We start from the raw sequence: 23,469 nt of genomic DNA on the forward strand, positions 1-23,469 counted from the left end.
TAGCCTTTTTATTATTCCTTTACCCATTCATCAACTAATGCTTGATTTTTTTTAATCCATTTTCGCGCAGCTTCTTCAGGATCTTTTGTTTTATTTAACATGACCATTAACGTACCGAGCTGTTCATCGTTCATTTTCCATTTATCAAAGTATTTTATAACATCTGGGTGATCTTTTTCGAAACCTTTACGAACGGAGTAATAAATGTCATCTTTTTCACCATATACTTTCTTAGGGTCTTTTAAATATTTCAAGTCAAATTCTGAAAAACCCCAATGCGGATTCCAAAGCGTAACAGCGATTGGTTTCTTTTTTGTATATGCTTTCTTTAGTTCACTCATCATCGCAGCTTCAGAGGATTGGACAAGTTTTAGTTTTATATCATATTCTTTCATTGCTTTATTCGTTAAATTCATAAGACTACTACCGGGTTCGATACCGACAATTTTATTATCTAGTTCATCTTTATGAGCATTTAAATCTTCGATACTGTTTATGTTTTTCATATAAGAAGGTACGACTAGACCAAGTCCAGTACCTTCGTACCATTTTGACTTTAAGACAATATCATCTTTATAACGATCGTTTAGCGGCTTATCCGTAACGGGTAGCCATACTTCTAAATTCGCATCAACATCACCACGAGCAACACCAGTCCAAATTGCAGCTTTTTCTAAATACATAAGCTCAACTTTGTAGCCTTTTTCTTCTAATAAAACTTTCCACATGTTTGCAGTTGCAATATTTTCTTTCCAACTTGTTACACCAAGTTTAATTTTTCCTTTCGAATTTGCATTTGTTGCATTACATGAAGTGAAAATCATAGTAATAAATAATGCAAGGCATATAAACCAAATTTTCTTTCGCATCGAAAACCTCCTAAGTAACGTTTGCCTTATAAAATAAATGTATAAGTAAGCATTCTTATTATGAACGGAAACGAGAATTTTAAAGAAATCTTATGAATGTCATTTTTATGTAATATTTCTTTGTAAAATCGCAACACTATGTGAATAGATGGGTAGAAAAGGAGTAGTGACATGGATAATACAAAGGTGCGTGTTGAAAACGTAACAAAAGTATTCGGGAAACATCCGCAAAAAGCCCTTTCCTTATTGAAAGAAGGAAAAAGTAAATCGGAAATTTTAAAAGAGACAGGAATGAACGTTGGTGTGAAAAAAGCAACGTTTGAAGTATACTCTGGAGAAATTTTCGTTATTATGGGTTTGTCTGGTAGCGGGAAATCTACGCTAGTTCGTATGTTAAATCAATTGATTAAACCAACCGCAGGTCATATATACATAGATGGTGAAGACATCGCAACGATGGGAAAAGAAGAGTTACGGAGAGTAAGAAGAACGAAAATGAGTATGGTATTTCAGAAGTTCGCTCTATTTCCGCATCGTACGGTTATACAAAATGTTGCATATGGTTTAGAAATACAAGGAGTTCCGGTTGAAGAGCGAGAGAAAAAAGCGTTAGAATCGCTACAGTTAGTAGGACTCGATCATCATAAAGATAACTATCCAAGTCAACTTAGTGGTGGTATGCAGCAGCGCGTTGGAATCGCCAGGGCACTAACGAATAATCCAGATGTATTACTAATGGACGAGTCATTCAGTGCATTAGATCCACTTATTCGAAAAGAAATGCAAGATGAATTGTTAGAGTTGCAAGATAAAATGGAAAAAACAATTATATTTATTACGCATGATTTAGATGAAGCGCTTCGAATTGGAGATCGTATCGCATTAATGAAAGATGGAGAAATCGTTCAAATTGGAACGCCAGAAGAAATTATGATGAGCCCCGCTAATGAATTTGTAGAAAAGTTTGTTGCGGACGTGAATTTAGGAAAAGTAATTACGGCGGAGTCTATTTTAAAACGACCAGAAACTTTATTAATTGATCGTGGGCCTCGTGTAGCCCTTCAAATTATGAGGAATGCTGGTGTTTCAACTGTATATGTTGTAAACAAAAAGTATGAGTTTTTAGGTATATTAACTGCGGATGATGCGAGTAAGGCAGTACAAAAACAGTGGCCGATTGCTGATTTATTACTTAATGATATTCCGCATGTGTATTTAGATACTTTACTGGAAGAGACGTATGCAAAAATGGCGGAGATGAAATATCCGTTACCAGTAATCGATGAGAAGAAAAGGCTAAGAGGAATTATTAAACGTGAAAGTGTCATTCAAGCTCTTGCAGGAAACATTGAGGAAGAGGTGAAAGACGATGAATAGTATACCACGTATTCCATTAGGGGAATGGGTCGACTCTTTTGTTGCAAGTTTATATGAGCACTTTGAAGGATTGTTCCGAGGATTCTCTTATATTATCGGAGGATTCGTTGATTTACTCACTAATTTTTTAACAATAATACCTGCCATATTGATGATTATTATCTTATGTTTCCTCGTTTGGTACACAACGAGGAAACTATCTTTAGTCATTTTTACGCTTATTGGATTATTATTTATTTTGAATATTAACTACTGGGCACAAACGATGCAAACATTAGCACTCGTACTTACGTCAGTTATTATTTCAATTATTGTCGGAATTCCAATTGGTATATTAGCATCTCAAAATGAACGTTTCTCAAAATTTTTAAAACCAACATTAGATTTTATGCAAACAATGCCTGCATTCGTATACCTTATTCCAGCGATTACATTTTTCGGAGTAGGTGTAGTACCTGGAATTATTGCATCAGTAATCTTTGCAATGCCACCGACAATTCGTTTTACTGACTTAGGAATTAGACAAGTTCCAGAAGATTTAATTGAAGCAGCGAATGCATTTGGATCCACTGCATCACAAAAACTATTTAAAGTACAATTACCACTTGCAACCGGAACGATTATGGCTGGTGTGAACCAAAGTATTATGCTTTCGTTATCGATGGTTGTAACAGCGTCACTTGTAGGAGCTCCTGGACTTGGAGTTGATGTATATCGCTCGGTAACACAAGTTAATATCGGAATGGGATTTGAAGCTGGATTAGCTATCGTAGTAATCGCAATTATATTAGACCGAATTACACAAGGGTTCCATACGAAAAGAAAATAATGACCAAAAAACACACTTTTATACTACAAAGTGTGTTTTTTATTGCATCCAGTTTACATACGAACGATAACAGAACCTCCAGCTGGTGCACAAACTTGGTTTTGCTGTTGTTCCATGGATTTAATTAATTGATTATTTTCTTCGATTAATGAGATTAATTTAGCTAACTGACTTTCAAGGCTAGCGATGCGCTGCATCATATATTGTGAATCATGATGCAATGTATTCCTTACAGGATGGGGGGAATAAACATACTGTTGATTTATATTTGGATTCCAATGAGGATGCATTTGAATCGTTCCTCCTTCAATAAATTACGGATCTTTCTTATAGTAAATGCCTATATATATTTAATGGTTACTTGAAATTTTTTCATTATAAAAGGAGTATGTACAGAAAATGGAAAATATTATATATGAAGTTAAAGTGCATTTTTTGAAAAGATTCAAGCGAGATAGTGCGTATATTAATACATTTAAGTGATTGCATGTTGTTTAGGGAGAAATGATGGGAGGAGATGCAATTTTGGCTAAAAATAAAAAAAGAAATGATGCTTTGGCAATAGGTGTCGGTATAGGGGTTGTAATCGGTGTATTTCAAGGGCACTTTACAAATAATTTAGTAATCGGAATTGTGATTGGGATTATAATTGGGATTGCGTTTTTGAAGAAATAATGAGATGTAAATTCATTTCAAAAATTGTTGTATCAAAAGAATGAAAATTCGGAATACTAAACCTGTTTTTCCTTTTTTTGTGCTATTATATATGAAAAGGAAGGTGATGGATATGTCAACAAACAATCAAATAGAACAAAACTGTTTCATTTGCGAAAAACATAAAGGAAATATTATAGTTCCAGGTGGAGCTATTTACGAAGATGAACTCGTTTACGTTGGACATGTCTACTGGGATAGTGAAGAAACATACCTAGGTTATGTAATGATAGATATAAAAAGACATGTACCTGGCCTTGCTGAACTAACAGATGAAGAAGCGAAAGCGTTCGGACTTATAACAAGTAGAGTAAGTAAAGCGCTAAAAGAAAGCGAAGGTGCAGAGCATATTTACACTTTTGTTTCAGGAAATGGTGTACCACATATGCATATGCACATTATTCCACGTTATCCCAATACACCAAAAGAATTTTGGTCACCAACCGAAGTAGCGAAATGGACTGGTGCACCATATGGTGATGAAGAGAAAATAAAAAAACTATGCGAAAGAATACGTAAGTATATGGTAAATGAGTATGCATACAACAAATAATACACAATATTCATGGGTTGGAAATATAGAAATATGTTTAGGAGAAATTTCAGTTAAGCAATATGGTGATATTGTACTTGGTAAATATGGCGGGAATATAAGTGCTGGAGCGAAAAAGAATGAAGATGGTGCATTAGTTTGGTCAAATGGTGAATGGGAATTTGCAGCTATATTAGATGGACATAATAGTGCAGAAAGTGTTGATTTAGTAGTAAATACAATCGAAAAAGAATATGAAAATATAAGCGTAATTTTGAATGAACCAATTGATACAGTATTTCAGTCTGTTGAAAATCATATACTTACAATTTTTCAGTCATCTTCATTTAAGGAAAAGTGCAAAAGAATACAAGGTGAAACAGCTTGCTTACTATGTGTAAGAAAAGAGAATTATATATGGTGGCTTTCTATTGGTGATTGTTTAGTGTATGTATTTCATGAAGAGTTACATAAGTTAGGACAATATGCATTAAATCAACGTCATTTTTACGAATGGATTGGAAATGTAAACACATTTGATTTACCTGTTCCTTGTTATTCATCAGGTATTCGTGAATTACGTACTGGAAAGAACCGAATTGTAATGGTGACAGATGGAGTATTAGAATGCGGGGAACGCCGATATGAAACGCCAGTAAATCTGTATAATAATATGAATAGAAATAATAAAAAACTTGAAAAAAGTGTTCATCATGTATTAGAGCACGTTCATCATCAATTCGGACGTGATAGTGCGACTATAATTAGTTGGGACGTTGAAAATAAAGAGAATGCCACGTATCCGAGTGATCAACCTGATAAAAGGTAAAGGAGGAAACATCACTGTTTTGGGTTAAAGGAATTTTATTAATAGTATGGATTATATCCTTAGTTGTTTTGGAAAAAGTAGTGAGGAAAAAACTAAATATACCGAAACAAACAGACTGGAATAGTAAATATGTAAACCACTCTCATAAATGGGGCACTAGGGCTCTGATCGTTTCTTATATAATTGTTACGATGATATGTGCTACTTTAAATCCCGTTTATATTAGTAATTTACCTATTTTATTTTTAATAACTTTATACTGCTTTCAATCATATATGGAGTGGAAATTTGATAAAGAATCGAGGGAATATATCATTTCTTTAGGAACGGTTCCACTATTAGTAATAACAGGAATTATGGTTAACCTTTTCTTTTATAGCTATTGGATTTAATTATATGTGGAATGAATGGGGAGAAAAAATGAAAATGGCTAAATTACGTGCTGAAGCAATGATTTTAAATGAAAATCATTCTAAAGTACTTGTACAATGTGATTTAAGAGAAACATTTTATCGTTTTCCAGGTGGCTCTATTGAATTTGGTGAAACGGCAAAAGAAGCAATAATACGAGAATTAATGGAAGAATACGATTTGAAGATTGATGTTCAAGAACTAGCCGCTGTAAATGAGAATATTTTCGAATGGAACAACGAAATAGGACATCATTGTACATTCATACATTGGGGAACGGTTGAAGAGATAATTACAAATGAAATAAGGCATAAAGAGCATGAGGATATTATATTAATTTGGAAAAGTCTAGACGAATTAAAGGAGAAACCAACATATCCTGAAGGAATTGTAAGTTGTTTAGAAGAGAATAACCGAAATATAGTCCACTTTATTTCTAAAAATAAATAAAGGAATAGGAGGTGGATAACAATGGGGACCTCTACAATTTTGATTATTATTATTGGACTAGGTATAGGTGGTTACTTTTTAGAACAGTTTTTAAGAAAAAAATTGAATATGGAGAAAAGAGGCTTCTTTGGATATAAGCATGTGAATAGTTTACATGTAAAATTAGAAATAGGGCTTATTATTATTTATGTAATAGGTAGTTGTTATTATATGTTTAAATTTGAAAATTCTAAAATGGCTTATGTCATGTTCACTTATTTAGGAATATCTTGGACTTTAAGAGCATGGATGGAATGGAAGTATGATAGAGAATCAAAAGAGTATATACTTTCAATAACGGGAATGGTTGCACTTATATTGATGCTCTCAATACTATTTTATTTCGTTCCACCTGCTGTATAATAAAAAATTGATAGTACAAATAATGAGATAACTAATGAATAAGAAACCATTTACTTAGGAATACATGGTTTCTTATTCTGTGTATGAAATTCGGTCTTCTTCATTCAATCATTTATTTTAGCTAGTATGAATGTAATGAAATTTGTTTTGTCCTCCGCATACTTATGTTTATCAGTAGGATTAGCTTGTGAAAGTTGAATTTTTAACTGTTCATACTGTATACGAGCAGTTTTATTGTCTATTAAGTAATCTCGAAATTGTAATTGTTCTATTAAATATTTATTTCCTTGTTCATACATATGAATTTGATGAGTTCGTGGCTCTCCTTTATTAAAATAGTATCTTTCAGGCAAGACATCTTTTCTGTATTTATAATTTAGTAGTTCCAACTTTGCGATACATTGTATGCCAACTGCATTATTTTTTAGTTCTATTGCTATATCAATAATTGGCTTTGCACTTAAATATGGAATAGAAGTACTACCAATATGGTGTATCGCTAAAATATGTTCGCCAATTTGTTCCTCAATGATTTGTTTCTCTTTCATAAACTCAATTTCCCATTCTTCAGTCCACGGCACTAAAAACACTTTCCCATGCGGTAAACCTAACATTTAATTAGCACCTCTTTCAAAATAGTTTTCAAAAAGTTTATTACATTTTCTTAAAGCTTCTCAAAACAAGGTGTTCCCACAATCTCCAAGGAAGAATTTTTTTTGCAAAGATCATAAATTTCACACCTTTACCGATTGGATATCGTAAATTTGTACGCTTAGATTCAGCAATTTCTACAATTTTATTAGCAACATCTATCGGATTACCAAATGTATCACTACCGCTATTAATATGTTTTTGTATTTTATCCATATATTCTTTGTAAGGAGATGTTGTATCAGATTGGTTTTCAGCTAGTTGTTTACCAACCTCCCATATATTTGTGTTGTAAGAACCAGGTTCAATTAAAGCGACGTCTATCCCGAAAGGTTTTACTTCTAAGCGAAGCGATTCACTCCAGCCTTCTAATGCATATTTTGAAGATACATAAGGAGATAAGCCAGGGAATCCAACTTGGCCGCTAATGCTGCTTATATTAATGATTTTTCCGCTTCTTTGTTTTCTCATATATGGTAAAACAAGCTGAGTGATTGATATAGCTCCAAAAAGGTTCGTTTCAAATTGCTTTCGATATTCGTCTACTGGGATTTCTTCTACAAAGCCCCCATTTGCATATCCTGCATTATTTATTAGGAGATCTATTCTATTAATTTCTTTTAAAAACAATTGGAAATTATGTATAGAATTTTGATCTGTTACATCTAATTGTTGAACTTTTATATTGTGCTGTAAGTTGAGCTTAGTAACTTGAGATAGTAAGGTTCCTTGTTTTTCTAGGTTTCGCATTGTAGCAATGACTAAATAGTCTTTTTTTGCAAGTTCAAGCGTTGTTAATAGGCCGAATCCACTTGAAGCCCCAGTAATAATTGCAATTTTTTTATTCATTGTCGACTCGCTTTCTTTTTCTTTTATCATAACGAGATATAAAGGTAAAAGCTATTTATTGTATAAAAATATTTGTTATAATTGAAAATGATTATCAATTGATTGTAATTTGTATATAAAAGGAGTGTGGATTTCATGAAGACTAACAGTTTTCATGACATTTTTAATAAATATTTTCATGGGTTACAAGTTGTAGAAGAAAGATATATGTATGTGCCAAAAACAATAGGTAAGGGTGAAGTGCGAAGGTGGAGCTCGTTTTCTGGGATGGAAATAGTACTATCAAATTATCAGTTTCATAAAAACCATCGCATTCAATTTGCATCGGATGCAGCAATGGTGGAACTTAATTTTTGTTTACAAGGATCCGGGGAAGTACAAGTTGGTCACTCCACAAATAAATTAATGGTTGGGAATAGCTATTTATATTTTATGAATGACTTTGAAGTTCTATTTGAATATGAAAAAGAAACTCCACTATATTCATTAGCAATTGGAATTCCTGTACAGTTGTTTAATCATTTCATGCTAAATTACGCTATTGAAAAAAGTCATGATTTTCATACTATAATAGGAAATCAATCATTTAAAAAGTTTCAAACCCCCATTGATTCCCTAACATCTAATATTATTAAGAGAATGTTAGAGAATCCCCAAAAGGATCGTATTAATCAACTCGAAATAGAAAGCAAAGCGCTCGAATTGCTTTCTATATACTTTGGGAAAGTATTACTTAATGATCGTGACGCAAATAAAAGGAGTCAATTATCCAAAAAGGATTTGAATAAAATAAAACAAGCTGAAGAAATTTTACTTCAAAGAATAGAGTCACCCCCATCATTATTAGAATTGGCTAAAATAGTAGGATTAAATGATTATAAATTAAAAATTGGTTTTAAAGAATTATTTGGTACGTCCACATTTGCATATTTAAGAGAACAGCGAATGGAAAGAGCAATGCTTTTATTACGTTCGGGAACTAGTAATGTGACCGAAACGGCAGTTGCTGTTGGATACAATAATATTAGTCATTTTTCAGAGTCATTTAAAAAGAAATATGGAATGAAACCTTCTGAAATTTTGCGTATGTATTAAAAATCCGTTATACCGTAAACTCCTCCGCCATTTGGTAGTTGTATTTTGTCATAATCATTATAATTACAATCAACATCCAATTGGAAATAATTTTTTATGGAGGAATTTAAATGAAAGAGCGGAATGAAAGTCATTTTTGGATATTTGTATTAATAGGAATCTTTCTTATTATAACAACAACTGGTTTCGCCCGTATGGCATATGGAATAATACTGCCATTTATGCAGGAAGGACTTCACTTGTCTACGGCTCAATCAGGTATGCTAGGAACCATACTTTTTTTAGGTTATTTATTAACTGTAGGAACATCTGGAATATTTACTATCCGTTTTGGCGCAAAATCAGTTTTATTAATAGGCAGTTGGTTCGTCGTTATAAGCTTAATGGGATTAGCGTTTGTTTCTTCATTTTGGATAGTTGCTTTTTGTATGCTATGTGCTGGAGCTGGTAGTGCTCTTGTATATACACCACTCATGTCAATAACGGTAGGGTGGTTTCCAGACAAAAGAGGAACTGTAATGGGGCTGTTATTAAGCGGTGCAGGTATAGGTATGCTATTTAGTGGAATAATTGTTCCTTATGTAGTGCACACATTTCCTGAGTATAGTTGGCATGGTGCATGGTTTTTGTTTGGAGTTATTACATGTATCGTTGTATTCGCCGCTTCAGTTGTTTTGAAAAATCCAGAAGTTACTGAAGATGAGAAAAAAAAGGGTAATAAATCGTTTTTATGGAAAACGAAAGAGCTCTATATCATAGCATGGATGTATTTTATTGTTGGTGTTGTATATTTAATTCCAAATTTATATCAAACTAGTTTTATGATTGATAGTGGTATTTCAGCATCAATTTCGGGAACTGTTTATGCGATTGCTGGTATTTGTTCAATAGCAGGAGCACCTGGCTGGGGATTTATTTCGGATCGGATAGGTATAAAGAAGAGTTTATGTATTGCGCTTTTATTAGCTGTTATAGGTGATATGGTTCCAATTATATTTGGAAATATAGTTGGTTTTATCGTGTCGGCAATTATTTGGGGTTCTAGCCTCGGAGGTATACTTTTATTAATCCAAGTTGCAGCTTCAAAGCAAGTATCTCGGAAATATGTATCAATGGCAATTAGTTTTATTTCTGTTTTCTATGCAGTTGGTCAAATGATTGGACCAGGACTTGCGGGCTGGATTATTGGGGAAAGTGGTTATACAGCAGCTTATGGATTAGGTGCTTTCAGTTTCTTTATGTGCATATGTATGGGATTGCGTTTAAAAAGAGGAAATCTTACAAACTCAGCGTATTTAGAGAAGTGAGTCTTGTCATGAAATGAATCTTTTTAACAGGAGGGAGAAAAATGGTCCATGTGAAAGATGTATTAGCAGATCAGCTATTAGCGAATGCAAATGATCCTAGTTGGTATATGCCATTTTCAGATGCAGTTAAGGATTTATCTGAGAGGGAAGCTTTCTGGAAACCGAATGAAGAGAGTAATAGTATAGCTGAAATCGTACAACATTTACTGTATTGGAACTCTACGTGGCAAACTAGGTATAAAGAATCAAATGTGAATGCAGTACCCGCTATAGGAGATAATAACAAAAGTTTTATGCTCTCAGATAATCAAACTTTCGATGAATTACGGGAAAAACTACTAGAAAAACTGTTACAATGGCAAAACCTCATAAATGAAGAAAAGGTTGAAAGTGATGTAGTGGGATTTCCTGTTTCTGCAAAGTGGTGGGAAGTGCTAGCGAATGTAACAACTCATAATGCATATCATATTGGTCAAATTATTTACATCCGAAAATTACAGAAGAGCTTTGATAATGAATAAAGTAACAATTCTCTTATTAAGGGAACAAAAGTGGACAAAACGAGACAAACGTCTCATTTTGTCCACTTTTTTATTGTTAAAAGATAGAGAAAACCTATTAAATCAAGGATTCAAAATTGGCACAATACTTGCAATATAAAAGACGAACAAGAAAATAGGAGGGCTGGACATGTTAAAAACAACTGAAAGTAAAGGGAATGAAATTACGAAAGAACAAGCTCGTTGGATGTACGAAAAAATGTTAGAAATTCGTAAGTTTGAAGATAAGGTGCATGAATTGTTCGCGCAAGGCGTTTTGCCAGGTTTCGTTCATTTATACGCAGGTGAAGAAGCGGTAGCAGTTGGTGTATGTGCCCACTTAACGGATAGTGACAGTATTACAAGTACACATAGAGGTCATGGACATTGTATCGCAAAAGGTTGTGATTTAAACGGTATGATGGCTGAGCTTTTCGGGAAAGCGACAGGATTATGTAAAGGTAAAGGCGGTTCCATGCATATTGCCGATTTAGATAAAGGAATGCTTGGTGCGAATGGCATTGTAGGCGGGGGTTTCCCACTTGCTTGCGGTTCAGCATTAACAGCTAAATATAAAGGAACAAAAGATGTAAGTGTTTGCTTCTTCGGTGACGGAGCAAATAATGAAGGAACATTCCATGAAGGGGTTAATTTAGCGGCGATTTGGAAGTTACCAGTTATTTTTATTGCAGAAAATAATGGTTACGGTGAAGCAACTACATTTGAATATGCTTCAAGTTGTGATTCTATTGCTGATCGCGCAAAAGCTTATAATATTCCAGGTGTTCAAGTAGATGGAAAAGATCTTTTAGCTGTATATAAAGCTGCTGCAGAAGCAGTGGAACATGCGCGTAATGGTGATGGTCCAACAATTATTGAATGTATGACATATCGTAATTATGGTCATTTCGAAGGTGAAGCGCAAACATATAAAACATCAGAAGAAAAAGAAGAACATTTAAATGAAAAAGATGCAATTGTGAATTTCCGTAAACATTTAATTCATGAAGGTTTATTAACGGAATCTGAACTTGTTGATATGGAAAAAGCAGTAGATGATGCAGTACAAAGGTCCATTGAATTTAGTGAAAATAGTCCATACCCAGACGATGAAGAATTATTAAAAGATGTATACGTTTCTTACAAATAAGAGGAGGGTGAAAAATTATGACTAGAACAGTAAGTATGTCAACTGCAATTAATGAAGCGATGAAAATCTCAATGCGTCGTGATGAAAATGTAATTTTAATAGGTGAAGATGTTGCAGGCGGTGCACAAGTTGATCATCTGCAAGATGATGAAGCTTGGGGTGGTGTTCTTGGTGTTACGAAAGGACTTGTACAAGAGTTTGGCCGAAATCGTATATTGGATACACCAATTTCTGAAGCGGGTTATATGGGAGCTGCGATGGCAGCTGCAGCAACTGGGTTACGTCCGATAGCTGAATTAATGTTTAATGATTTTATCGGTAGTTGTCTTGATCAAGTATTAAACCAAGGTGCGAAATTCCGTTATATGTTTGGAGGTAAAGCAAAAGTACCCGTTACAGTACGTACGATGCATGGCGCTGGTTTTAGTGCAGCAGCTCAACATTCACAAAGTTTGTACGCATTATTTACGAGCATACCAGGTATTAAAGTTGTTGTTCCTTCCACACCGTATGATGCAAAAGGCTTATTATTAGCGGCAATTGAAGATGATGATCCAGTAATCTTCTTTGAGGATAAAACACTTTACAATATGAAAGGTGAAGTGCCAGAAGGATACTATACAATTCCATTAGGAAAAGCAGATATTAAACGGGAAGGTTCTGATGTAACAATTGTCGCAATCGGAAAGCAAGTTCATACAGCGCTTGCAGCTGCAAAGCAATTATCGAAAAAGGGGATTGAAGTAGAAGTAATTGATCCACGATCTTTATCACCGCTTGATGAAGATACTATTTTATCATCTGTTGAAAAAACAAATCGTCTTATCGTCATTGACGAAGCGAATCCTAGATGTAGTATCGCAACAGATATTGCGGCAATTGTAGCGGATAAAGGTTTTGATTTGTTAGATGCACCTATTAAACGAATTACAGCACCACATACACCTGTTCCGTTCTCACCACCACTTGAAAAGTTGTATTTGCCAACGCCAGAAAAAGTAATTGAAACTGTATCAGAAATGATCGGAGACCAATCTTTATTACATGTGTAATAAAACGATGAGAAGGGAGAGAGACACATGGCTGTAGAAGTTGTAATGCCGAAGTTAGGTATGGCGATGAAAGAAGGTATTATTACGAGCTGGAATATTAAAGCAGGCGATAATGTAGCAAAAGGAGAACTGATCGCTAGTATTAACTCAGAAAAAATTGAAACAGAAATTGAAGCGCCAGCTGATGGTACGGTACTTGATATAGCTGTAAGTGAAGATGAAGGAGTACCGCCTGGTACTGTAATTTGCTACATCGGTAAACCGAATGAAAAAGTAGAAATGCAGGAAAGCACACATGTTGTAGAAGAAAAAACATCTAATATAGAAGTACAAAATGTACAAAATCAAGAAGCAAATGGGAAAGAAGTATCGAAGCAAAGAATTAAAATTTCACCTGTAGCGAAGAAAATTGCAAAGTCTGAAAATCTGGATATCAAGGCATTAGTTGGTACAGGTCCTGGCAGAAGGATTACAAAGGCAGATGTATTAAAAGCACTTGAGGTAAGAGTAAACGTTCCGGAAATATCTGAACAAGAAGAAAGTAAAGCGATTCCTGTTACTGGTATGCGTAAAGCAATCGCAAATCGTATGCACGCAAGCTTACAAAATAGTGCACAATTAACGTTAACGATGAAAGTAGATGTAACAGATTTAGTTGCTTTACATAAAGAAATAACGGAAGTTGTACAAAAAAGATATGATAATAAATTAACCATTACGGATTTCGTCTCGCGTGCTGTTGTATTAGCACTTGGAGAGCATAAAGAAATGAACAGCGCTTATATAGATGATGCAATTCATCAATTTGAACATGTGCATTTAGGCATGGCAGTCGCATTAGAAAAAGGGTTAGTCGTTCCAGCTATTCGCTTTGCAAATAATTTATCTTTAGTAGAGTTGTCTAAAGAGATTAAGAATGTGGCACAACAGGCACGAGCAGGTAGCTTAAGTAGTGATGATATGCACGGAACGACATTTACAATTAGTAATTTAGGTAGCTTTGGTATTGAATATTTTACGCCGGTATTAAATACACCTGAAACTGGTATTTTAGGTGTAGGTGCAATTGAACATGTTCCTGTATATAAAGGGGAAAAATTGAAAAAAGGTAGTATGTTACCTTTAAGTTTAACATTCGATCATCGTGTACTAGACGGTGCACCAGCAGCTGCATTTTTACGCACAATTAAACATTATTTAGAAGAACCTATAACAATTCTTTTATAAAGAGAAGGTGAGAGAATGGGTAAATTAGTTGTTATTGGGGGCGGACCTGCTGGCTATGTAGCAGCGATTACCGCGGCTCAAAATGGCAAAGATGTCACTCTTATTGATGAAGCTGACCTTGGTGGAACATGTTTAAATGTTGGGTGTATGCCGACGAAATCACTGTTAGAAAGTGCTGAAGTACATGACATTGTGAGAAAAGCGAATGCTTATGGAGTTACGATTAATACAGAAAATATCTCAATTGATTGGGATCAAATACAGGCGAGGAAATCACAAATCGTAATGCAACTTGTCCAAGGAATACAATATTTAATGAAGAAAAATAAAATTAAAGTTGTAAAAGGAAAAGCGAAATTCGAAACGGATCATCGTGTGCGAGTTGTACAAGAAAGTAAAGAAGAATTAATCGATGGAGAGAGCTTTATTATCGCAGCTGGTTCCAAGCCTACAGAATTACCATTCGCTCCGTTCGATGGAAAATGGATTTTAAATAGTAGCCATGCAATGTCTCTTGAGAGTGTACCATCTTCATTGTTAATCGTTGGCGGTGGTGTAATAGGATGCGAGTTTGCAAGTATTTATAGTAGACTTGGCACAAAAGTATCGATAGTTGAGATGGCACCGCAATTAATACCTGGTGAAGATGAAGATATCGCGAATACTTTAAGAGAGAAATTAGAAAAAGATGGGGTGAAAATTTTTACGGGAGCAGTTTTAAAAGGTTTAAATAACTATAAGAAGCAAGCTTCATTTGAATACGAGGGGATTACTCACGAAGTAACTCCAGAATTTGTTCTTGTTTCTGTAGGAAGAAAACCACGAGTGCAACAATTAGGATTAGAAAAGGCAGGAGTTCAGTTTTCAAATAAAGGGATTGCTGTGAATGAACATATGCAAACGGACATATCGCATATTTACGCAGCTGGTGATGTGATCGGTGGAATTCAGCTTGCTCACGTTGCCTTCCATGAAGGAACGACAGCAGCATTACACGCAAGCGGAGAAGACGTGAAAGTAAATTATCGCGCTGTACCCCGTTGTATATACACAACTCCAGAAATAGCTAGTGTCGGGTTAAGTGAAAAAGGTGCAAGAGAACAATATGGTGATATTCTCATCGGAGAATTTCCTTTTACAGCGAACGGAAAAGCTCTTATTTTAGGAGAACAAGTAGGTAAAGTAAAAGTCATTGTAGAACCTAAATACCAAGAAATTGTAGGGATTTCTATTATCGGTCCTCATGCAACTGAACTTATTGGTCAAGGAACCGTAATGATTCATACAGAAGTTACCGCTGATATAATGAGAGATTATATTGCAGCACACCCTACTTTATCAGAAGCAATTCATGAAGCGTTAATGCAAGCGGTAGGACATGCTGTACATGCTTAAATGGAAATATGATAAACCACTATTCTCTAAATGAAAGAGAGAATAGTGGTTTGAATTTTTATAGAAGAAATTAAATATCTTATTACTATTTAATTTCAATCGCTGAAGTAATATCGTTCCAATCAGGAGCTAAATTAGCAGTTTTACCATACCAATCAGCGTGTTTAAATATAACACCTTTTCCATATCCTTGTGTTGAAGTGTGCTCCCAAAGTGTCGTTGAATAACTTGCAGAAGGTGAGGCTGTACTTACAGAAGAAATTCTGTCATTCCAGCTAGATGGTAAGTTTTTAAAGCCGCTGCTCCAGTAAATATATTGACCACCTTTATCTTTATGTTCGTAAAAATCAGTACTACCAGCACCGCTACCTAAAGGATTAATATTATTTTTAATTGCTTTTTTATCCTTTGCAATATACGCATCCAATGTTTCTCGGCTAGTAAAACCATAAGCTAGCCAATCTCCATTTTCATTTTGCTTAGGTAATACCATAGTAATTTGGATATCTTTCTTATCCTGATCACTTAATTTTGCAAATGAATTAACATTTTGTTCATCCACTTTTAAATAATCAAATGACTTAATTGTGTTACTTTTTTCCTCAGCACTTACTGCACCTAGTCCTCCAGTTAATGCAAAACCCGCTACTAATGTCCCTGCTACTAATTTCTTCAACATATAACCATCCCTTTTTGTTTAAATTTTTGTACAGGTGAATCTTGTACAGCTAAAATGTATTCTAATTTTATACTTTTGTAAATATTCTGAAGTTTTAGAAATAATAGGCGGAATATTTACATTTTTACATTATTTCTTTAGAAAAAATGGTTATTGGAATGATATAATAAGTGAATGTATTGCTTTTACTGGATGTAAAGATATTTTAGGAGAGGTGTCATTGAAATATTTTACAAGAGAATGGTATAAAAAAATGCAAGTTTTAGAATTTGTAAGTTTTATAGAGTCTATAAAAGAATGGTCGGAAATGGATATACAAAGTTTAAAGGAAGAAATAGAGGAAAGGAAAATAGATTTATTAAAATTCCTTCCTGAATCGATATACTCAATTATACAAAACATAACAATTAATTCAGAATACCCATCAGGTGAACTGAAAAAACGTATGCAAGAGTGGACAACAGATTATGAGAAAAGAGTGGCACAATTAGATCAATCATACGTAGAATATTTTAATTCCATTGAGAAAAAACTTCCGTCAAATGTCGCTCAGTTACACAAGACATCACTACACGATAGTGTAATGAAAGTAATAAAGAGAGAATCAGAAGATACTTTGTCTATCGTATTAGATTGCAGTGGTACTTTTAGTGAATTTGATAAACTTGAAGTAACCTTTATAGGAGTAACAAAGTGTTCTATGCCGGAAAACTTTGAAAGTGCTTGGTGGCTATATCATGAAATAGCTCTTACTGAAGATGGTTTTGAACTAGGTGTTTTATTTGACTCTCCATTTAGAGAAGTGACGATTTGCGCAGCAGATGTATTACTTGTGAAGAAATAATGTTGTATGGAGTATTACAAACGTTTGACATAATAAAAAAATAAAGTTATTGTAGATACATGAAGTCTACAATAGGAGCTGTACTATGAAATATTCTAAAGCTACAAATTATGCTCTTCATACAATGCTTTTTCTGGCAAAGGCCACACCAAATAAGTTAGTTAGTGTTCACCAATTAGCAGAAATGCAAAATGTTTCACCAACGTACTTGTCTAAAATACTAACTAAGTTGACAAAGGAAGGGATGATACATTCATCATCTGGTCCAAAGGGCGGTTACTCGCTTAGTAAGAATTGGGAAGATATTTCATTTTTAGATATTATACATGCAATTGAAGGGAAAACATCATTGTTTGACTGTTGTTTACATGACAAACCTGGATGTTTAATTAATGAGGCAATGCTCGCAGCAGAAGAGAAAATGGAAGAAGAGTTAAGAAATCAAAAAATCGTAGATCTTGCGAAAAAAATAAAAGTGGATTTTTAATCTGCTTTTATTTTTAAATTAATTAAGGATAAAAAGGCTCTTTAATATCTTTAATTGTAGTTAGAAAATGATATGTAGAAGGAGAGAAGATGATGAATAATTTTTGGAATGATCGATATAAATCAGATGAATATTTTTACGGGGAAGAACCTAATACATTTATTAAAGAACAAGCATTTCGTTTAGCAAATCACAATAAAGTAATAGCATTTGCGGAGGGAGAAGGTAGAAATGCTGTATTTCTAGCAAGACAAGGGAACGAAGTAACAGCTATTGATTATTCGGAAGATGGATTAGAAAAGACAAAAAAATTGGCAGAGAAGCATAACGTAAACGTGCATACAAAAAAAGTAGATTTATTAGCTGATAGTTTGCCAGAAAATGAATATGATGCAGCAATTATGGTATTTGGACATTTTCATGATGATTATAAAAAAATGATATTAGGTAAAATGATACAAACGATAAAGCCTGGTGGATTAATTATGTTTGAAGTTTACTCAAAAAAACAAATAAACTATAGTACTGGTGGACCAAAAGATGTTGATATGCTGTATGATCCAATTGATATCCTTACTTGGTGTGAAGAACATAAGGTAATTCATTTTTTTAATGGAGAACAAGAGCGAGTTGAAGGGAAAGGGCACACTGGTTTAGCTGATGTTATTCAAGTTGTTATTAGAAAATTAATATAAGTGCTAATGAAAGGTAAATGTATGAATATAAAAAGGCCAGTCATTTAAGACTGGTCTTTCTATTTAGATACTAAATTATCAAGCTTCCAATATGTATTTGTTAACGGCGCAGCTTTGCTATCTATGTATAAATACATATTATTTAAATCTTTTGGTGAAGTTTTCAGTTCAAACACAATGTCAGTAGTTAAAGAGAATTCGTGTGGAACATTTTTATAGTGCTCGTCATCTATCGGATGAGCTTCACCTTCATATTTCTCACCAGTTTTTTCATCTTGTATGAAATATTTTATTTCCGAAAGATCAATAGTTTGTCCATCGTCTCGAACATTATTAATCATAACACGAGTAGTAAGGCGCCGCTCTTTGTCTATTTTTTCAAACTTTGCATTCTCAACTGTCGCTCTATAGTATTCGTTTTTAACTATTTCTCCATAGTGCATTGCATTCTTTTTGAGAGCGCTCTTTTCTTGTTTTTGTGAAGTATTGCTATTACATCCTGTTAATATTCCTGTAAATAATAATGCTGTACAAGTTACTTTAATTAAAGAGTTCATAGTAATTCCTTTCTGTATTAAAAAGTAAAACATAGGAATAATTTTACAACAATAAGGAAATAAGTAGAAGCCTTTTAGTAAAATATGCAAATGTACATTTATTCGGTGTTTGAGTTAATAAAATGGAAAAAGGGGGGGAAACTGCATAAAAACGGAAGGAAAAGGATTGAAAATATTGTGAAACGGAAGAAACGTGCATATAATTAACATAAAGTTTAAATTTCTGAATCTTCAATAACGGTGGTGATAACATGTTTACTGAAGAACGTCGAGAGAGAATCTTAGAACTACTTAATACAGATGGAAGAGTAATCGCAAAGGAACTTGCGGAAAGATTTGATATGTCTATTGATTCTATAAGAAGAGATTTGTCTATTATGGAGAAGGAAGGGTTATTAAAAAGAACCCATGGGGGTGCAATTGAACTTGCACGAGTGAGAAACTTAGCTGTGGAACCAGCTAAGCGTTATAGTGATAGTTCAATATATGAGGACACAATCGCAAGAGTTGCAGCATCTTATATACAAGAAGGTGATTCGATTTTTATTGGTGGGGCTTCCGTTCATAATGCGATGCTGAAATATTTACCGGAAATATCATTTACGGTTATTACGAATTCTATAGAAATAGCTGGTTATCTACGAGAATATAAGAATATTGATACGTATTTAATTGGCGGAAAAGTAAAACCTTCAGGGAATATTACTGATACACTTGCTTCTGAATTGATAAGTAGATTTTCTATTGATCTTTATTTCTCTACAGGTGGAGGCATTTCATTACAAGGTATTAGTACTGCAACACCTGAAGTTGCTTATTTTAGTAAAAGAGTAAGTGAAATTGCTAGAAAAAATATTTGTTTAGCCCCGCATAATAAACTTGGAATAGATTGTTTTATAAGAGGAGAGTCTCTAAAAGAAATTGACCTTATTATAACTGACGAAGAGGCTAGTAAAGAAACTGTTCAGGAATTTGAGAAACAAGGTAAACAAGTTGTAATAGCGCCATTATATTCATTTGAAAGGAGTTTGACATGATTGTAAAAGAGCAAGAGTTTCATATAAATGGATTAACTTATACAATTCGTTCTGCAGCTGAGAAAGATGCTGACCAGTTATCGAAAATTAGAGTTCAGATTGATGGAGAAACTGAAAATATGGATAGAGATGCTGGAGAGGGATTTATAGATAATCTAGGATTTCAAAAAATAATAAAAACAGATAGTGAAGAGACGAAGAATCTCTTTTTAGTTGCAGAAGTGCACAATCGAATCGTTGGATTTTCAAGGTGTGAAGGATCAAATTTTAAGAGATTATCTCATAAAGTGGAGTTTGGCGTTTGCATTTTAAAAGAGTTTTGGGGATATAAAATGGGTAAGAGCCTATTACAACAATCTATTAAATGGGCTGACGAAAATGCAGTAAATAAAATATCTTTACAAGTATTAGAGACAAACGAGAAAGCTATTCATCTTTATAAAAAATTAGGTTTTGAAGTAGAAGGCGTTTTGAAAAATGACAAAAGACTATCGGACGGAAAGTATTATAATACGGTAGTGATGGGAAGGTTTACTGATACTTTTCATAAAAGAGGTGAAGAAGTATGTTTTACAGAAGGAAGTACTATGTAGTGAAAAATGAATTCATAGAAGTATTTAATGATCATTTCAATAACACGAATTTACCTAATCAATTAAAGCATGGTTCTAAGCTAATAGGACGCTGGATGAAAGATAATAAGAATGGTACGTCTGAAGTATTTGCCATATGGGAATATGATAGTTATGAACAGTATAAAGAAATAGAATTGAAAATTAGAAGTGACGAGAGGCATATTAGAAGAATACATGAATGGTATGAAAACCATGGCGGGAAAGAATATGTTTTACAGGAGTACATAGTAGAGATGAAAAATGAAGAGTTAGTATGTACTGTAAAGTAATAGAGGGGTGAGGGATAATAGGAATGAAAACAAAATTATATTTTAGTTTAGCATCCACTATTGTCTTTGCAATAGCCGTGATTGTTTTCTTTATAAACGGTAATCCACAAAAGTGGTTTTGGTTATGTATTTTCTTTGCTTCCATTATACAAAATATAGTGCTACTAAAAAAGAAAAAAGAAGTGCATTAAGATATTCAAATTATTAACATATTTGTGTCGTCTTTCTAGTTTTATTGAAAACGCTTTTATTCAGTTTTATAATAAAAGTATGTTTTTACAGATCTCCAAAACAATGAATAGGGAGATGATACAATGTTAGCTTCACCGTTTTACTTACATACATGGAAAAAGTTTATTAATGAAGGAGTCCTTGATTCGAACCGTATAAACGAAAGAATTTCAGAGTCATGGCATCGATGTAAACAAGGAAATGTGAATCCTCACATGAATAAAGGTCAGAAAATTTTGTCTTCTAATATTTTTCAAGATCAAAAGAAAAAGAGTGAAATCTTCCTAGATATCGCAATCCCTCAAATACAAAATATGAGAAAAACCATTGATGAACTACAAATGATGGCATTATTAATCGATCCAGATGGTTATGTTCTATCGTTAAGTGGAAATAAACAAACGTTAAAGCGAGCGAAACATATTAATTTTATTGAAGGTGTAAAATGGACGGAAGCAGCTGTTGGCACAAATGCAATTGGAACAGCGCTAGAAATTGAAGAAGCTATTATGATAAGTGGTACTGAACATTACTCCGTGGCATCTCATAGCTGGAGTTGTGCGGCTGCTCCCATTCATAACGATGACGGGAAATTAATTGGTGTTTTAAATTTCTCCTGCCCAATTGAATTTTCGCATCCATATATGCTCGGTATGGTAACTTCAATTGCACATGCGATAGAACGTGAATGTAGCATAAGAGTTCATCAAAATGAATTACACTTAATTCATCGTTTTTTAGATGTCATTGATAGTGATGAACAAGTAGTTATTTGTAATCATCGTGATGTTATCGTTTCTGCGAGTAAGAGCGTTCGTGAACGAATAAATAATTGGTCAAGAATGAAACTTGAAGAGTTAATGCACCATGGATTGGAAATTAGATTAGAGATACCAGTATATAGTAATGAAAGAATGATCGGGAAATGTATGTATTTAAAGGAAAACAAACAAATGAATACATATTCTGCTTTCACATTTATAAAAGGAATTACTTTTCCAGGAGTTACCGGGACAAGCAAAGCATTTCAACACACACTAGAAGAAATTAAGCTTGTTTCACCGACTGATGCTAGTGTGTATGTATGTGGTGAGACAGGAGTAGGAAAGGAATATGTCGCGAGAGCGATTCATGAAAATAGTCCAAGAAAAGACGGGCCCTTTATAGCTGTTAACTGCGGTTCTTTGCCTAAAGAATTAATGGAAAGTGAATTGTTCGGTTATGCTGAAGGGGCATTTACAGGTGCGCGACGTCAAGGATATAAAGGGAAATTTGAACAAGCGAATGGAGGAACATTATTTTTAGATGAAATTGGTGAAGTACCACCAGAGATGCAAGTAGCATTATTGCGTGTTTTACAAGAACGTACAATAACTCCAATAGGAAGTTCAAAAGAGGTACCAGTAAATATTCGTATTATTACTGCCACACATAAAGATTTACTACGGTTAGTAGAAGAAGGGGAATTCCGTCAAGATTTATATTATCGTTTGCACGTTTATCCGTTATATGTTCCATCGTTAATAGAAAGAAAAGAGGATATCCCATATTTTATACAACACTTTTGCGAACGGAAGAATTGGAATGTTGTATTTCCGAAGAGTATTTGCAATCAATTTTTACAACATACATGGCCCGGAAATATTCGAGAACTAGTAAATGCATTAGAACGCATTTACATTTTGTCGCAAGGACGGGAAATATGCGAAAAACAAGTCGCTCTTTTGATACAAACAATGATGGGAAATCAACAACAACTTGAGTTACAAGTTGAAAATAAAACCGAACACACATTGAATTTCCGCGAAAAAATACAGCGTGATAGCATGATTGAAGCATTACAAAAGACAAACGGAAATGTTTCATTAGCTGCAAAACTATTAGATGCACCCCGTAGTACATTTTATAAACGAATGCAAAAATATAAGTTATAAAGTAGATTTTTGTAATCTACTTTTTCTTTGTGGGCTCATGTTCTGTCGGAATGTGCGCTTACCGGGGAAATAATAGAATTGTTAGAAGGGAAATTTCCAAATGGGGGTTAGTGTGTGAAGTACATTGAAATTGGAATCGGGAATAAGTGGTTTGTTCGAACGGAAACTGAAAATAAAGATGGAACTGAATTTGAAGAACGAGGAATTATAAAACCTATTTATTTTGAGTCTTTATACGTACGTATTTGGTTTCGGAAAACGTGTTTTATTTTTGATACGAAAGAAGGGTTTAAAAAAGTTCAGAAGAGGAGGAGTGAATATAAATTTATAGTTGGGATTGTAAGTAGACTAAATAAAGAAGAAGTGCGTTAACATACATCGTTATATTGGCTAGGAAATTCTTTGGACTTATATCAAGTTCAT

31 protein-coding genes are annotated in these 23,469 nt (G+C 33.9%); 25 read left to right on the forward strand and 6 right to left on the reverse strand.

What is annotated here, in order from left to right; translation table 11 throughout:
• Window positions 1–11: 11 nt before the first annotated feature.
• Window positions 12–869 (reverse strand): glycine betaine ABC transporter substrate-binding protein, encoded by an 858-nt coding sequence (locus tag MR170_RS01415; RefSeq protein WP_242306889.1) that lies wholly within the window; start codon window positions 867–869, stop codon window positions 12–14.
• 171 nt (window positions 870–1,040) lie between these two features.
• Between MR170_RS01415 and MR170_RS01420 the strand changes: the two genes are divergently transcribed.
• Both MR170_RS01420 and MR170_RS01425 read left to right on the forward strand, forming a co-directional pair.
• Window positions 1,041–2,246, forward strand: coding sequence for a quaternary amine ABC transporter ATP-binding protein (locus MR170_RS01420; protein WP_000370603.1), 1,206 nt, complete (start codon window positions 1,041–1,043; stop codon window positions 2,244–2,246).
• A complete protein-coding gene (locus MR170_RS01425; protein WP_029442536.1) occupies window positions 2,239–3,075 on the forward strand; it encodes an ABC transporter permease in 837 nt (278 codons plus the stop codon). Before MR170_RS01420 ends, MR170_RS01425 begins: the two co-directional genes overlap by 8 nt.
• Window positions 3,076–3,128: 53 nt before the next feature.
• On the opposite strand, the gene MR170_RS01430 is transcribed toward MR170_RS01425, so the two are convergent.
• The gene (locus MR170_RS01430; protein ID WP_016081307.1) at window positions 3,129–3,365 is read right to left on the reverse strand and encodes a hypothetical protein; all 237 of its coding nucleotides are present in this window, start codon (window positions 3,363–3,365) and stop codon (window positions 3,129–3,131) included.
• Window positions 3,366–3,582: 217 nt separating this feature from the next.
• On the opposite strand from MR170_RS01430, the gene MR170_RS01435 reads away from it, so the two are divergent.
• The 6 genes from MR170_RS01435 (at window position 3,583) to MR170_RS01460 (ending at window position 6,413) form a co-directional block, all read left to right on the forward strand.
• Window positions 3,583–3,750 carry a glycine zipper domain-containing protein gene (locus MR170_RS01435; RefSeq protein WP_000508401.1) on the forward strand — a complete coding sequence of 56 codons (168 nt, stop codon included), beginning with the start codon at window positions 3,583–3,585 and terminating at the stop codon, window positions 3,748–3,750.
• Between the two features lie 91 nt (window positions 3,751–3,841).
• A complete protein-coding gene (locus MR170_RS01440; protein ID WP_003291689.1) occupies window positions 3,842–4,342 on the forward strand; it encodes an HIT family protein in 501 nt (166 codons plus the stop codon).
• Window positions 4,326–5,150, forward strand: coding sequence for a PP2C family serine/threonine-protein phosphatase (locus MR170_RS01445; protein WP_242306891.1), 825 nt, complete (start codon window positions 4,326–4,328; stop codon window positions 5,148–5,150). The genes MR170_RS01440 and MR170_RS01445 overlap by 17 nt, the downstream gene beginning before the upstream one ends.
• Before the next feature lie 68 nt (window positions 5,151–5,218).
• Entirely contained in the window at window positions 5,219–5,542 is a 324-nt protein-coding gene (locus tag MR170_RS01450) for a DUF4181 domain-containing protein (protein ID WP_276575531.1), read from the forward strand.
• 28 nt (window positions 5,543–5,570) lie between these two features.
• Window positions 5,571–6,011, forward strand: coding sequence for an NUDIX domain-containing protein (locus MR170_RS01455; protein ID WP_242306894.1), 441 nt, complete (start codon window positions 5,571–5,573; stop codon window positions 6,009–6,011).
• Window positions 6,012–6,032: 21 nt separating this feature from the next.
• The gene (locus MR170_RS01460) at window positions 6,033–6,413 is read left to right on the forward strand and encodes a DUF4181 domain-containing protein (protein WP_029442532.1); all 381 of its coding nucleotides are present in this window, start codon (window positions 6,033–6,035) and stop codon (window positions 6,411–6,413) included.
• A 104-nt stretch (window positions 6,414–6,517) separates the two neighbouring features.
• Here MR170_RS01460 and MR170_RS01465 read toward each other — a convergent pair whose 3' ends face one another.
• Both MR170_RS01465 and MR170_RS01470 read right to left on the reverse strand, forming a co-directional pair.
• On the reverse strand, window positions 6,518–7,027 hold the full coding sequence (locus MR170_RS01465) for a GrpB family protein (protein ID WP_029442531.1): 510 nt from the start codon (window positions 7,025–7,027) through the stop codon (window positions 6,518–6,520).
• A gap of 40 nt (window positions 7,028–7,067) precedes the next feature.
• Complete coding sequence (locus MR170_RS01470) at window positions 7,068–7,913, reverse strand: oxidoreductase (protein WP_242306897.1); 846 nt, start codon at window positions 7,911–7,913, stop codon at window positions 7,068–7,070.
• Window positions 7,914–8,048: 135 nt separating this feature from the next.
• Between MR170_RS01470 and MR170_RS01475 the strand changes: the two genes are divergently transcribed.
• The 8 genes from MR170_RS01475 (at window position 8,049) to lpdA (ending at window position 15,678) form a co-directional block, all read left to right on the forward strand.
• Complete coding sequence (locus MR170_RS01475; RefSeq protein ID WP_242306899.1) at window positions 8,049–9,008, forward strand: helix-turn-helix domain-containing protein; 960 nt, start codon at window positions 8,049–8,051, stop codon at window positions 9,006–9,008.
• A gap of 110 nt (window positions 9,009–9,118) precedes the next feature.
• Window positions 9,119–10,315, forward strand: a complete 1,197-nt coding sequence (locus tag MR170_RS01480) for an MFS transporter (protein WP_242306901.1) — start codon at window positions 9,119–9,121, stop codon at window positions 10,313–10,315.
• Window positions 10,316–10,356: 41 nt separating this feature from the next.
• Window positions 10,357–10,836 (forward strand): DinB family protein, encoded by a 480-nt coding sequence (locus MR170_RS01485; protein WP_000233794.1) that lies wholly within the window; start codon window positions 10,357–10,359, stop codon window positions 10,834–10,836.
• The gene (locus MR170_RS01490; protein WP_016081313.1) at window positions 10,829–10,975 is read left to right on the forward strand and encodes a hypothetical protein; all 147 of its coding nucleotides are present in this window, start codon (window positions 10,829–10,831) and stop codon (window positions 10,973–10,975) included. The genes MR170_RS01485 and MR170_RS01490 overlap by 8 nt, the downstream gene beginning before the upstream one ends.
• A gap of 30 nt (window positions 10,976–11,005) precedes the next feature.
• Window positions 11,006–12,004, forward strand: coding sequence for an acetoin:2,6-dichlorophenolindophenol oxidoreductase subunit alpha (acoA, locus tag MR170_RS01495; RefSeq protein ID WP_226606705.1), 999 nt, complete (start codon window positions 11,006–11,008; stop codon window positions 12,002–12,004).
• Window positions 12,005–12,021: 17 nt separating this feature from the next.
• Window positions 12,022–13,056, forward strand: coding sequence for an acetoin:2,6-dichlorophenolindophenol oxidoreductase subunit beta (gene acoB, locus MR170_RS01500; protein ID WP_043935606.1), 1,035 nt, complete (start codon window positions 12,022–12,024; stop codon window positions 13,054–13,056).
• Window positions 13,057–13,083: 27 nt separating this feature from the next.
• Window positions 13,084–14,283 (forward strand): 2-oxo acid dehydrogenase subunit E2, encoded by a 1,200-nt coding sequence (locus tag MR170_RS01505; RefSeq protein ID WP_029442527.1) that lies wholly within the window; start codon window positions 13,084–13,086, stop codon window positions 14,281–14,283.
• 15 nt (window positions 14,284–14,298) lie between these two features.
• Window positions 14,299–15,678, forward strand: a complete 1,380-nt coding sequence (lpdA, locus tag MR170_RS01510; protein ID WP_242306903.1) for a dihydrolipoyl dehydrogenase — start codon at window positions 14,299–14,301, stop codon at window positions 15,676–15,678.
• An 85-nt stretch (window positions 15,679–15,763) separates the two neighbouring features.
• On the opposite strand, the gene MR170_RS01515 is transcribed toward lpdA, so the two are convergent.
• Complete coding sequence (locus MR170_RS01515) at window positions 15,764–16,357, reverse strand: hypothetical protein (protein ID WP_016081317.1); 594 nt, start codon at window positions 16,355–16,357, stop codon at window positions 15,764–15,766.
• Between the two features lie 220 nt (window positions 16,358–16,577).
• Between MR170_RS01515 and MR170_RS01520 the strand changes: the two genes are divergently transcribed.
• From MR170_RS01520 to MR170_RS01530, 3 genes are all read left to right on the forward strand, one after another.
• Window positions 16,578–17,201 carry a DUF4085 domain-containing protein gene (locus MR170_RS01520; RefSeq protein WP_029442525.1) on the forward strand — a complete coding sequence of 208 codons (624 nt, stop codon included), beginning with the start codon at window positions 16,578–16,580 and terminating at the stop codon, window positions 17,199–17,201.
• An 85-nt stretch (window positions 17,202–17,286) separates the two neighbouring features.
• Window positions 17,287–17,688 carry an Rrf2 family transcriptional regulator gene (locus tag MR170_RS01525; RefSeq protein ID WP_000877649.1) on the forward strand — a complete coding sequence of 134 codons (402 nt, stop codon included), beginning with the start codon at window positions 17,287–17,289 and terminating at the stop codon, window positions 17,686–17,688.
• A gap of 89 nt (window positions 17,689–17,777) precedes the next feature.
• Window positions 17,778–18,383 carry a class I SAM-dependent methyltransferase gene (locus tag MR170_RS01530; protein WP_029442524.1) on the forward strand — a complete coding sequence of 202 codons (606 nt, stop codon included), beginning with the start codon at window positions 17,778–17,780 and terminating at the stop codon, window positions 18,381–18,383.
• Window positions 18,384–18,442: 59 nt separating this feature from the next.
• On the opposite strand, the gene MR170_RS01535 is transcribed toward MR170_RS01530, so the two are convergent.
• The gene (locus MR170_RS01535) at window positions 18,443–18,940 is read right to left on the reverse strand and encodes a hypothetical protein (protein ID WP_016081320.1); all 498 of its coding nucleotides are present in this window, start codon (window positions 18,938–18,940) and stop codon (window positions 18,443–18,445) included.
• A 251-nt stretch (window positions 18,941–19,191) separates the two neighbouring features.
• On the opposite strand from MR170_RS01535, the gene MR170_RS01540 reads away from it, so the two are divergent.
• The 6 genes from MR170_RS01540 (at window position 19,192) to MR170_RS01565 (ending at window position 23,418) form a co-directional block, all read left to right on the forward strand.
• Window positions 19,192–19,977, forward strand: a complete 786-nt coding sequence (locus MR170_RS01540) for a DeoR/GlpR family DNA-binding transcription regulator (protein WP_088023584.1) — start codon at window positions 19,192–19,194, stop codon at window positions 19,975–19,977.
• Window positions 19,974–20,570: a GNAT family N-acetyltransferase gene (locus MR170_RS01545; protein WP_000635672.1), complete on the forward strand. Its 597-nt coding sequence runs from the start codon at window positions 19,974–19,976 to the stop codon at window positions 20,568–20,570. The genes MR170_RS01540 and MR170_RS01545 overlap by 4 nt, the downstream gene beginning before the upstream one ends.
• The gene (locus tag MR170_RS01550; protein ID WP_242306912.1) at window positions 20,543–20,881 is read left to right on the forward strand and encodes an NIPSNAP family protein; all 339 of its coding nucleotides are present in this window, start codon (window positions 20,543–20,545) and stop codon (window positions 20,879–20,881) included. The genes MR170_RS01545 and MR170_RS01550 overlap by 28 nt, the downstream gene beginning before the upstream one ends.
• A gap of 23 nt (window positions 20,882–20,904) precedes the next feature.
• On the forward strand, window positions 20,905–21,072 hold the full coding sequence (locus MR170_RS01555) for a hypothetical protein (RefSeq protein WP_242306914.1): 168 nt from the start codon (window positions 20,905–20,907) through the stop codon (window positions 21,070–21,072).
• 123 nt (window positions 21,073–21,195) lie between these two features.
• On the forward strand, window positions 21,196–23,046 hold the full coding sequence (locus MR170_RS01560) for a sigma-54-dependent Fis family transcriptional regulator (RefSeq protein WP_242306916.1): 1,851 nt from the start codon (window positions 21,196–21,198) through the stop codon (window positions 23,044–23,046).
• Between the two features lie 114 nt (window positions 23,047–23,160).
• Entirely contained in the window at window positions 23,161–23,418 is a 258-nt protein-coding gene (locus MR170_RS01565; protein WP_048564769.1) for a DUF3977 family protein, read from the forward strand.
• Window positions 23,419–23,469: the final 51 nt, after the last annotated feature.

Source organism: Bacillus cereus group sp. BfR-BA-01524 (assembly GCF_022662595.1).
Taxonomy (GTDB): domain Bacteria; phylum Bacillota; class Bacilli; order Bacillales; family Bacillaceae_G; genus Bacillus_A; species Bacillus_A thuringiensis_S.

What these genes read in the sequence shown, in the direction of transcription:
- MR170_RS01535 (WP_016081320.1), bottom strand. Translation starts at nt 18,940, where the DNA reads ATGAACTCTTTAATTAAAGTAACTTGTACAGCATTATTATTTACAGGA.
- MR170_RS01550 (WP_242306912.1), top strand. Translation starts at nt 20,543, where the DNA reads ATGTTTTACAGAAGGAAGTACTATGTAGTGAAAAATGAATTCATAGAA.
- MR170_RS01425 (WP_029442536.1), top strand. Translation starts at nt 2,239, where the DNA reads ATGAATAGTATACCACGTATTCCATTAGGGGAATGGGTCGACTCTTTT.
- MR170_RS01515 (WP_016081317.1), bottom strand. Translation starts at nt 16,357, where the DNA reads ATGTTGAAGAAATTAGTAGCAGGGACATTAGTAGCGGGTTTTGCATTA.
- MR170_RS01530 (WP_029442524.1), top strand. Translation starts at nt 17,778, where the DNA reads ATGATGAATAATTTTTGGAATGATCGATATAAATCAGATGAATATTTT.
- MR170_RS01440 (WP_003291689.1), top strand. Translation starts at nt 3,842, where the DNA reads ATGAAAAGGAAGGTGATGGATATGTCAACAAACAATCAAATAGAACAA.
- MR170_RS01420 (WP_000370603.1), top strand. Translation starts at nt 1,041, where the DNA reads ATGGATAATACAAAGGTGCGTGTTGAAAACGTAACAAAAGTATTCGGG.
- MR170_RS01445 (WP_242306891.1), top strand. Translation starts at nt 4,326, where the DNA reads ATGCATACAACAAATAATACACAATATTCATGGGTTGGAAATATAGAA.
- acoB (WP_043935606.1), top strand. Translation starts at nt 12,022, where the DNA reads ATGACTAGAACAGTAAGTATGTCAACTGCAATTAATGAAGCGATGAAA.
- MR170_RS01475 (WP_242306899.1), top strand. Translation starts at nt 8,049, where the DNA reads ATGAAGACTAACAGTTTTCATGACATTTTTAATAAATATTTTCATGGG.
- MR170_RS01560 (WP_242306916.1), top strand. Translation starts at nt 21,196, where the DNA reads ATGTTAGCTTCACCGTTTTACTTACATACATGGAAAAAGTTTATTAAT.
- MR170_RS01415 (WP_242306889.1), bottom strand. Translation starts at nt 869, where the DNA reads ATGCGAAAGAAAATTTGGTTTATATGCCTTGCATTATTTATTACTATG.
- MR170_RS01525 (WP_000877649.1), top strand. Translation starts at nt 17,287, where the DNA reads ATGAAATATTCTAAAGCTACAAATTATGCTCTTCATACAATGCTTTTT.
- acoA (WP_226606705.1), top strand. Translation starts at nt 11,006, where the DNA reads ATGTTAAAAACAACTGAAAGTAAAGGGAATGAAATTACGAAAGAACAA.
- MR170_RS01555 (WP_242306914.1), top strand. Translation starts at nt 20,905, where the DNA reads ATGAAAACAAAATTATATTTTAGTTTAGCATCCACTATTGTCTTTGCA.
- MR170_RS01540 (WP_088023584.1), top strand. Translation starts at nt 19,192, where the DNA reads ATGTTTACTGAAGAACGTCGAGAGAGAATCTTAGAACTACTTAATACA.
- MR170_RS01455 (WP_242306894.1), top strand. Translation starts at nt 5,571, where the DNA reads ATGAAAATGGCTAAATTACGTGCTGAAGCAATGATTTTAAATGAAAAT.
- MR170_RS01470 (WP_242306897.1), bottom strand. Translation starts at nt 7,913, where the DNA reads ATGAATAAAAAAATTGCAATTATTACTGGGGCTTCAAGTGGATTCGGC.
- lpdA (WP_242306903.1), top strand. Translation starts at nt 14,299, where the DNA reads ATGGGTAAATTAGTTGTTATTGGGGGCGGACCTGCTGGCTATGTAGCA.
- MR170_RS01480 (WP_242306901.1), top strand. Translation starts at nt 9,119, where the DNA reads ATGAAAGAGCGGAATGAAAGTCATTTTTGGATATTTGTATTAATAGGA.
- MR170_RS01545 (WP_000635672.1), top strand. Translation starts at nt 19,974, where the DNA reads ATGATTGTAAAAGAGCAAGAGTTTCATATAAATGGATTAACTTATACA.
- MR170_RS01430 (WP_016081307.1), bottom strand. Translation starts at nt 3,365, where the DNA reads ATGCATCCTCATTGGAATCCAAATATAAATCAACAGTATGTTTATTCC.
- MR170_RS01485 (WP_000233794.1), top strand. Translation starts at nt 10,357, where the DNA reads ATGGTCCATGTGAAAGATGTATTAGCAGATCAGCTATTAGCGAATGCA.
- MR170_RS01465 (WP_029442531.1), bottom strand. Translation starts at nt 7,027, where the DNA reads ATGTTAGGTTTACCGCATGGGAAAGTGTTTTTAGTGCCGTGGACTGAA.
- MR170_RS01505 (WP_029442527.1), top strand. Translation starts at nt 13,084, where the DNA reads ATGGCTGTAGAAGTTGTAATGCCGAAGTTAGGTATGGCGATGAAAGAA.
- MR170_RS01435 (WP_000508401.1), top strand. Translation starts at nt 3,583, where the DNA reads ATGGGAGGAGATGCAATTTTGGCTAAAAATAAAAAAAGAAATGATGCT.
- MR170_RS01460 (WP_029442532.1), top strand. Translation starts at nt 6,033, where the DNA reads ATGGGGACCTCTACAATTTTGATTATTATTATTGGACTAGGTATAGGT.
- MR170_RS01490 (WP_016081313.1), top strand. Translation starts at nt 10,829, where the DNA reads ATGAATAAAGTAACAATTCTCTTATTAAGGGAACAAAAGTGGACAAAA.